1 protein-coding gene is annotated in these 1,479 nt (G+C 45.9%); it reads right to left on the bottom strand.

What is annotated here, in order from left to right:
• Positions 1-921: 921 nt before the first annotated feature.
• A complete protein-coding gene (locus tag G6L28_RS23270; protein WP_425292700.1) occupies positions 922-1,377 on the bottom strand; it encodes a S1/P1 nuclease in 456 nt (151 codons plus the stop codon).
• Positions 1,378-1,479 lie beyond the last annotated feature (102 nt).

The raw sequence follows: 1,479 nt of genomic DNA, 5'->3' as shown, positions 1-1,479 counted from the left end.
GTTTTTGGGTTCTCAACCGAGGCGGATCAGGATTAAAATAACAGTATCATGATACTGTTATTTTAATCCTGATCCGCCTCGGTTGAGAACCCAAAAACCACCTGCTTTCCTCCCATTTTTCGTGCGCATATAGCCAATTCCCTTCGTTTTCAGTGGATTCTGTAGCCCTCTGGCTGATTTCGCCCAAAATTACGCAAGCTTATTTGGATCGTCGGCAAACTTAATTGCTAACAATTTATATATTAAACACACCAGCTCGATCTGAAAATATATATTTCTATATATGCAGTGTTGTAGATTTAGCAATTTTATATTTTTGTACCTTACCTTCTGCTCCACCTCCTCCCGCCAACAAGACACAACTATTCGTTTGCGCAGCTCATCAAGCTCGCATCATCAACATTCATTGCTCGTCCAATCAGAGATCAACGAGCCATTTCAACGGGGCGCTGAAAGCTACCTCGAAACTTTATATGTGTGGCACCTCTCAGCGCCCCCAAACTACCGAACCTCAATTCCAGCCAGCATCCGGGCCCGTACGCCAAACTGAAATGTAATGCTTCTCGTCTTCCTACTGCTCTGCCTCTATTCGTATTCAAACTCAGCCATGATCGAAACGACTCAATGCGCAGCAAGAGGCCCGTTCAGCCTATAGGGTCACCAACGGGTTATTTCCGCCTGCACAGCGAGTATTCCGTTATCGAGCTTCGTTCAGGTGGCCGAGTAACCAACCAAAACAAAACCCGCCGCTGCATCACCTGATATCTTCAGAGCGAGTACGGCAACTTCGAAGAATATAAAGGAAAAAACTCTCGCTGTAAATCAAAATATGAATATTTTCCTATTTTGATTTACTCAAAAAAATCAGCCAAAGTTCTCCAACTCACCTCCTACAGGTGTATCTGAAAAAACTTTGCTTTCTCACTTAACGAACAACTGGTTTAGGACAACAGCGAGACGGTGACCAGCGGATGACAAACGAGAGGAGATAAGCGGCCAATGATCGACGCAGTAACTGTCGGGAAGTACCCAGGGCTGAGAACTGCCTCTGAAAAACCCTGAACTAAAAATCTCGTCCCTTGCTGCATCTCTGCTTTCTATCGCCCACACAGCAGGTTCAGCGGTACTCACATTAACCGCTAAATCACTAATAGCCTGGGCTACGGCAATTGGCTTGAGAGAACGTTCCGCAATGCATGTTTTATCCCAAACGTAGTGGAGGCTAAGCACATTGCCCTTATATGATACAGCCACTTCGCCTCCAGTGTTTACGCTAGCATGTAGGGGCTGATGGACATCCCCCACGAAATGCACCAAATATTTTAGTGCCAACATCTTTGCCTCCACAGGGGCATCTTTTTTCTTAAGAAGGCTAATGTCAGAGGTGGCTCAGTTTGTTTGAACAGTTTCGGGCGTTTCGCTAAGTGGATTTCCGCCTCGATTATGCCGCCACCATCATTGGCGTCAGCGCGTTGAAGT

It is taken from the genome of Agrobacterium larrymoorei, assembly GCF_013322225.1.
GTDB classification, from domain to species: domain Bacteria; phylum Pseudomonadota; class Alphaproteobacteria; order Rhizobiales; family Rhizobiaceae; genus Agrobacterium; species Agrobacterium larrymoorei_A.
Note: the sequence above shows the minus strand (reverse complement) of the source record. Positions and strands in the feature narration are given on the sequence as shown.